This window comes from Streptomyces sp. URMC 127, assembly GCF_051386535.1.
Lineage (GTDB): Bacteria > Actinomycetota > Actinomycetes > Streptomycetales > Streptomycetaceae > Streptomyces.
This window is the reverse complement of record NZ_JBPQTW010000310.1, coordinates 1-6,156: the sequence shown is the minus strand read 5'-3', so window position 1 is coordinate 6,156 and position 6,156 is coordinate 1. Positions and strand designations below refer to the sequence as shown.

Sequence of the window (6,156 nt, the reverse complement as noted above, 5' to 3'; positions counted from 1 at the left end):
CGCCTCACCTCCGCTACTTCCCCCGCCCCCGGCCGGAAGGCCGAAAGGCCGAAAGGGAGCCGCTCCCTGAAAAACCCCCGCACCACGTTGCTTGCCTTGTTCCCAAGAGCAGTCACTTAAGCGTTTTTGGAGAGACCCATGACCGACGCTCTGCTCGACGTCCAGCACAAGCCCGCACTCCAGCAGCCCGAGTGGGGCGACGCCCCGCAGGTGCGCCGGGTCCGCGAGGAGCTGTCCCGCCGCCCGGCGCTCGTCCGCGCCGACGACGTGCGGACGCTGCGCCACCACCTCGCGGAGGTGGCGCGCGGCACGGCCCAGGTGGTTCAGGCGGGCGACTGCGCGGAGGACCCCGCGGAGTGCACCTCGGGCTACGTGGCCCGCAAGGCCGGCCTGCTGGACGTGCTGGCCGGCGTGATGAAGATGGTCGCGCACAAGCCCGTGGTCCGGGCCGGCCGCATGGCGGGCCAGTTCGCGAAGCCCCGTTCCAGCGCCACCGAGCGCGTGGCGGGCGGCGCCGAACTGCCCGTCTACCGCGGGCACATGGTCAACAACCCGGAGCCGCACCCGGAGCGCCGCCGCCCGGACCCGCAGCGCATGCTGTCGGGCTACCTCGCGGCCGGCGAGGCGATGACGCACCTCGGCTGGCTCGACCCGTCGCGCCGCTCGGGCGTGTGCCCGCCCGTGTGGACGAGCCACGAGGCGCTCCTTCTCGACTACGAACTGCCCATGGTGCGTACGGGAGAGGACGGGCGTCCGCTGCTCACGTCCACGCACTGGCCCTGGATCGGCGAACGCACCCGGCAGACCGACGGCGCGCACGTCGCCCTGCTGGCCGCGGTCTCCAACCCGGTCGCGTGCAAGGTCGGCCCGAAGACGACCACGGACGGGCTCCTCGCCCTGTGCGAGCTCCTCGACCCGGAGCGGGAACACGGCCGGCTCACGCTGATCGCGCGCATGGGCGCCGACGTGGTGTCCGAGAAGCTGCCCCCGCTCGTGGCGGCGGTCCGCGACGCCGGTCACCCCGTGATCTGGCTCAGCGACCCGATGCACGGCAACACGGTGACGGCGCCGGACGGGCTGAAGACGCGGCTGCTGGACACCGTCATCCGCGAGGTGCACGGCTTCCAGTGCTCGGTCCGGACGGCCGGCGGCATCGCGGGCGGGCTGCACCTGGAGACCACGCCGGAGCACGTGACGGAGTGCGTGCGCAACGAGGCGGGTCTCGCGCACGTGGGCGACAAGTACACGAGCTTCTGCGACCCGCGCCTCAACCCCGAGCAGGCCATCTCCGTCGTCTCCGCATGGGAGGGCTGACCGTCATGGCAGTCACCGCAGGTACTGAAGTCACCGCAGCCACCGCAGTCAGCCCGGGAATCCCCCGCATAGAGCCCTACCCGATGCCGGCGGCAGGCGATCTGCCGGAGAACACGGCTTGCTGGGAGGCCGATCCGGCCCGCGCCGTACTGCTCGTCCACGACATGCAGCGCTACTTCCTGGAACCGCTGCCGCAGGGGCTGCGCGACGAGCTCGTCGCCAACGCGGCGCTGCTGCGGGAGACCGCGGCGGCGCTCGGCATCCCCGTGGCCTACACGGCCCAGCCGGGCGGGATGAGCGACGAACAGCGCGGCCTGCTCAAGGACTTCTGGGGCCCGGGCATGCGGGTCGACCCGGCCGACCGGCGCGTCGCCGGGCCGCTGGCGCCCGCCCCGGGGGACTGGGTCTTCACCAAGTGGCGCTACAGCGCGTTCTTCCGCTCCGACCTGCTCGGGCGGATGCGGGCCAACGGCCGGGACCAGCTGATCGTCTGCGGGGTGTACGCGCACGTCGGCGTGCTGATGACCGCCGTCGACGCGTTCACGAACGACATCCGTCCGTTCCTGGTCGCGGACGCCGTCGCCGACTTCTCGCCCGCGTACCACCGGCTGGCCGTGGAGTACGCGGCGGCGCGGTGCGCGGTCGTCACGACGACCAAGGACATGCTGTGCCGGCTGCAGGGCCCGGCCCGCCGGGCGGAGACGCTCGCGGTCGAGGGGGCGGCGATATGACCACCGATGACCTGCTGGCGCGCGTCCTCTCGCCCGAGCCGCCGGCGTTCGCCCTCCTCCACCGCCCCGAGACGACGGGCCCGGGGGCGGTGGAGCTGCTCCTGGGGGAGATGTCGGCACCGCGGACGCTGGGGGAGATCCCGCTGCGGGACTCTGCCGGGGTACCCGGCACGGGAAACGGCGCCGGCACCAACACCCCACTCCCTGCGGACGTCCTGGCGATCGTCCCCTACCGCCAGATCGCCGAGCGAGGCTTCCGCGGCGCGGACGACGGCGCGCCGCTCCTCGCCATGACCGTCACCCATCAGGCCGTCCTCCCGCTCGCCGAAGTCCTGGCCCGTATCCCGGAGACGCCGATCGCCCTCTCCGGCGGGCACTTCGACATGGACGACGCCGCGTACGCGGAGACCGTCCGCAGGGTCGTCGCCGACGAGATCGGCGAGGGGGAAGGCGCGAACTTCGTCATCAAGCGCTCGTTCCTGGCCGGGATCGACGGCTACACACCCGCCCACGCCCTGACGTTCTTCCGCCGCCTCCTGGAGCGCGAGTCCGGCGCGTACTGGACCTTCGCCGTGCACACGGGCGAGCGCACGTTCGTCGGGGCCACGCCGGAGCGGCACATCAGCGTCCGCGGCGGCACCGCCGTGATGAACCCGATCAGCGGCACCTACCGCTACCCGGCCGCCGGGCCGAGCCTGCCCGAGGTCATGGACTTCCTCGCCGACCGCAAGGAGGCCGACGAGCTGTACATGGTCGTGGACGAGGAGCTGAAGATGATGGCCCGCATCTGCGCGGGCGGCGGGCGCGTGGTCGGCCCGTACCTCAAGGAGATGGCGCGCCTCGCCCACACCGAGTACTTCATCGAGGGCACGACGGACCGCGACCCGCGCGAGATCCTGCGCGAGACGATGTTCGCGCCGACCGTCACCGGCAGCCCGCTGGAGAGCGCCTGCCGGGTCATCGACCGGTACGAGCCCCGGGGGCGCGGCTACTACAGCGGCGTCCTCGCCCTGATCGGCCGCGACGCCCGCGGGGAGCGCACCCTCGACTCCTCCATCCTCATCCGCACCGCCGACATCGACCGCACCGGGCAGGTGCGCATCGGGGTGGGCGCGACGCTCGTGCGCCACTCCGACCCCGCCTCCGAGGTGGCCGAGACCCGCGCCAAGGCGGCCGGGCTGATCTCCGCCCTGGAGTCCGGCGGCGCGGCCCGGTTCGGGGGGCACCCGCGCGTCCGGGCCGCCCTGGAGCAGCGCAACGACACCATCGCCGGCTTCTGGCTCGCCCAGGAGGAGGAGCGGGTGCGGCCCGCGCCCGGGCTGGCCGGGCGGCGCGTCCTGGTCGTGGACGCCGAGGACACCTTCACCTCGATGATCGGCCACCAGCTGCGCGCCATGGGGCTCGCGGTGAGCGTGCGCCGCTTCGACGAGCCGTACGCCTTCGACGGGCACGACCTCGTCGTCATGGGGCCCGGCCCGGGCGACCCGCGCGACGGCCGCCACCCCAAGATCGCCCACCTGCGGGGAGCTGTCCGCGCGCTCCTGGACGAGCGGCGCCCGTTCCTCGCCGTGTGCCTCAGCCACCAGGTGCTGTCCCTCGCGCTCGGCTTCGAACTCGTCCGCCGGGACGTGCCCAACCAGGGCGTCCAGCGCGAGATCGACCTGTTCGGGGTGCGGGAGCGCGTCGGCTTCTACAACACCTTCGCCGCCCGCAGCGGCCGCGACAGCGTGGACGTCGAGGGGATCGGCACGGTCGGCGTCAGCCGCGACCCGTACACCGGCGAGGTGCACGCCCTGCGCGGGCCGTACTTCGCCTCCATGCAGTTCCACGCGGAGTCGGTCCTCACGCAAGGGGGGCCGCGCATCGTGGGGAACCTGCTCGCCGCGCTCGCCCCGGAGGTGCCGGTCGCATGAACCCCGTACCGGTCTCCGGAGCCCGCGCCGTCCCGGCGGGTGGCGGGGCCGCGCGGGGCGGTTTCATCCTCGCCGAGGCCCGGGACGCCGGTCCGGGTGCCGGGGAGCCCGACGTGGTCCTCGTCGCCTCCAGCGGCGAGGTCCCGGCGGCCCTGGGCGCCCGCCGCATCCTCCAGCGCGAGGGCATCGCCACGCGGGTGGTGTCGATGCCCTGTGCGACGTGGTTCCGGCAGCAGAGCCGCGCCTACCGGGACACCGTCCTGCCGCCCGGCGCGCCCGCCACCGTCTCGGTGGGGGCGGGCGCGGAGGTGGGCCGCTACGAACTGCTGGGCGGTACGGCGGAGTACGCCGCCCCTGCCCTCGCCTCCTGCGACCGCGGCGGCTCGTACGACGACGACGGCCTCACGGCGTTGCGCGTGGCGGCGGCGGCCCGGGCCGCGCTGGCCCGCGCGAGGGGGGCCGTGCGTACGGGATCCGGTGGCAGCCGCTGAGGCGGCAGCGCCGGGCGCAGCGACCGGCGCTGCTCGGCCACGATGGCCACCGCCTCGAACGTGGCGTCCACCAGCTCCCGCAGCGCCGTGACGGCCTCGGGATCGGACATCTCACCGTTTTTATCGAGCCGTTGGTGTGCCCTGCGAATGGCAACGGGCGGGTGTTCCACGGTGATCGCTTCGCAGCTGTCCAGCAGGTCCAGGAGCGCGGGCTGGGCGTCGATGCCGCCCCGGCTGCCGGGTGAGGCGCTCAGGACGGCGGCGACCCGCCCGGCGAGCGGGCTCGCCCCGTCCGGACGGGAGAGCCAGTCCAGGGCGTTCTTCAGCACGCCGGGGACCGCGCCGTTGTAGCAGGGCGTACTGATCACCAGGGCGTCGGCGTCCGCGACGAGGGCACGGGCGGCGGCCACGGCCGGCGGCGCCGTCCCGGCGGACTCGACGTCGCCGTTGTAGAACGGCAGCCGGCCGATCGGCAGGGAGACCGCCGAGGCGGCCGGACGGGTCTGCGCGATGATGCGGCGGACGGCCCTGAGTGCCGCCGAGTTCACCGACGCGGCGCGCAGGCTGCCCGAGATCAGTACCACCTTGGTCATAGCGGTCCCCGCTTCTCCGTGGGAGGGCCCCCGGCACAGGGGCGGCGGCCTTCCGGCCCCGCCGGACGGTTCGAGCGTAGATCGGCGGCCGGCGCGAGTGCCGTGGACGGGGGCTCGCTGTGTCAGGTGCGGGGCCCTGACCTGACGTAGCGTCAGCTGCCCTGACGGACTGCGGGCTTGGTGCTCCGCACGGGGGGTGCCCTTGCCCCTTCGGGGGTCGCCCGATTCCTCCGCCGCGGCGGTGCTCAGCCAAGACGGCGCGGTCCGGCGGCGCCGTTCCGGGCGTGAGCGTGTGTCGGCACCGCCGTTCCGCGTCGTGGTGGTTGCGCGCCGCGGCGGCGGTTTGAGGGGCGCGGGGTGCCCTTGACTCTTTGGGGGCGCCCGATTCCCTTCGCCGCGGTGGCGTGCTGGCCTGGGCAGGGGCCGGGGGCGCATCGGGGGCGCCCTTGTCCCTTCAAGGGGTGCCCGATTTCCTCCGCCGCGGCGGTGTTCAGCCAAGACGGCGTGGTCCGGCGGTGCCGTTGCGGGCGTGAGGGTGTGTGGGCACCGCCGGTTCGCGTCGTGGTGGTTGCGCGCCGCGGCGGCGGTTTCATGGGTGCGGGGCGCCCTTGTCCCTTCGGGGTCGCCCAACTACCCCCGCCGCGGCGGTGTCCAGCCAAGACGGTGTGGTCCGGCGGTGCCGTTGCGGGCGTGAGGGTGTGTGGGCGCCGCCGGTTCGCGTCGTGGTGGTTGCGCGCCGTGGCGGCGGTTTCAAGGGCGCCCGGCGCCCTTGCCCCTTCGGGGGCGCCCAACTGCCCCCGCCGCGGCGGTGATCAGCCAAGACGGCGCGGTCCGGCGGTGCCGTTCCGGGCCGTGATAGCGGTCGGCACCGCCGCCCCGCGTCGCGGCGGCGGTTTCAGGGGCGCGCGGGGCGTCCCTGGCCTCAGCTCAGCCCGTACGGCACCGCCCGCTCCCCGGCCGGGGCCCGGCGGGCGTACGTCGCGTACGTGAGGGCCGCGCAGGCGCCGTAGAAGGCCAGGAGCGCCCACAGCGCGGGCAGGAGGGAGCCGCCGCTCAGCGCGGGGACCACCGCCGCCGCGCCCACCGCCCCCGCCGCTCCGCGGGGGTTGCGGGG

Annotated in this window: 4 protein-coding genes and 2 pseudogenes; 4 read left to right on the top strand and 2 right to left on the bottom strand. The window is 74.5% G+C overall.

Going from position 1 to position 6,156, the window contains the following annotated elements:
* The first annotated feature begins 138 nt into the window (after positions 1–138).
* From ACSNOH_RS32760 to ACSNOH_RS32745, 4 genes and pseudogenes are all read left to right on the top strand, one after another.
* Complete coding sequence (locus ACSNOH_RS32760; RefSeq protein WP_436725092.1) at positions 139–1,314, top strand: 3-deoxy-7-phosphoheptulonate synthase; 1,176 nt, start codon at positions 139–141, stop codon at positions 1,312–1,314.
* 5 nt (positions 1,315–1,319) lie between these two features.
* Complete coding sequence (locus ACSNOH_RS32755) at positions 1,320–2,045, top strand: isochorismatase family protein (RefSeq protein WP_436725091.1); 726 nt, start codon at positions 1,320–1,322, stop codon at positions 2,043–2,045.
* A complete protein-coding gene (locus ACSNOH_RS32750; protein ID WP_436725090.1) occupies positions 2,042–3,958 on the top strand; it encodes an anthranilate synthase family protein in 1,917 nt (638 codons plus the stop codon). The genes ACSNOH_RS32755 and ACSNOH_RS32750 overlap by 4 nt, the downstream gene beginning before the upstream one ends.
* Positions 3,955–4,233: pseudogene (locus ACSNOH_RS32745) on the top strand (transketolase-like TK C-terminal-containing protein); the annotation flags it as partial. The gene ACSNOH_RS32750 and the pseudogene ACSNOH_RS32745, both read left to right, overlap by 4 nt.
* A 41-nt stretch (positions 4,234–4,274) precedes the next feature.
* Here the strand turns inward: ACSNOH_RS32745 and ACSNOH_RS32740 are convergent.
* Together ACSNOH_RS32740 and ACSNOH_RS32735 are read right to left on the bottom strand one after the other, a co-directional pair.
* Positions 4,275–5,042, bottom strand: a complete 768-nt coding sequence (locus ACSNOH_RS32740; protein WP_436725089.1) for an NADPH-dependent FMN reductase — start codon at positions 5,040–5,042, stop codon at positions 4,275–4,277.
* Positions 5,043–5,964: 922 nt separating this feature from the next.
* Positions 5,965–6,156: pseudogene (locus ACSNOH_RS32735) on the bottom strand (hypothetical protein); the annotation flags it as partial.

Bases quoted from the DNA above. Each gene is read 5' to 3' on its own strand.
- ACSNOH_RS32760 (WP_436725092.1), top strand. From the start codon at position 139: ATGACCGACGCTCTGCTCGACGTCCAGCACAAGCCCGCACTCCAGCAG.
- ACSNOH_RS32755 (WP_436725091.1), top strand. From the start codon at position 1,320: ATGGCAGTCACCGCAGGTACTGAAGTCACCGCAGCCACCGCAGTCAGC.
- ACSNOH_RS32750 (WP_436725090.1), top strand. From the start codon at position 2,042: ATGACCACCGATGACCTGCTGGCGCGCGTCCTCTCGCCCGAGCCGCCG.
- ACSNOH_RS32740 (WP_436725089.1), bottom strand. From the start codon at position 5,042: ATGACCAAGGTGGTACTGATCTCGGGCAGCCTGCGCGCCGCGTCGGTG.